The sequence below is a fragment of the Halorubrum sp. SP3 genome, assembly GCF_005435195.1.
In the GTDB taxonomy this organism is placed as follows: Archaea; Halobacteriota; Halobacteria; order Halobacteriales; family Haloferacaceae; genus Halorubrum; species Halorubrum sodomense.
Window position 1 is genome coordinate 1 of sequence record NZ_SGTU01000386.1, and the last position, 441, is coordinate 441.

A 441-nucleotide genomic window follows, 5' to 3' on the forward strand; every position below is an offset into this window, starting at 1 on the left:
CCCGCCGCCCCAGTCAGCCACGACAACCGTCGTTGAGTCCTCGTTGTACGGTTCCTCGCGGAAGTGGTACTCGGGCGTGAACGTCGAACGCACGTCGCTGTCCGACAGGAGGTTGTCTTCGGGTTCGTAGAACTGCGCGAGAACCTCGTTGGCAAACTCCATCTCGCCCATCTGCTGTTTCGCACGGGCGATGTCGGACGCGGAGTGGAGCGGGGAGTTGATCCAATCGACGTGCCACGCATGGACGGTGTAGGACTCGCCTTCATCGACCTCCATCTCGCCTGGAAGGTCAGCGATGTCCTCTGCCGTCAGCTCGTACGGATAGACCTCATCTTGGATGTCCCACTCCCCTGTCTCGGCGTTCCACGTCCGTTTATCCGACCGTTCCCACAGGTCGTGGTAGAACGACCCCGTTTCCTTCGGGGTGCCGATACAGAACGT

Annotated in this window: 1 protein-coding gene; it reads right to left on the minus strand. The window is 60.8% G+C overall.

Annotated features, from left to right (window positions below):
* Positions 1–441, minus strand: a 441-nt coding sequence (locus EXE42_RS18980; RefSeq protein WP_158293779.1) for a hypothetical protein, incomplete at both ends; no start/stop codon positions are given.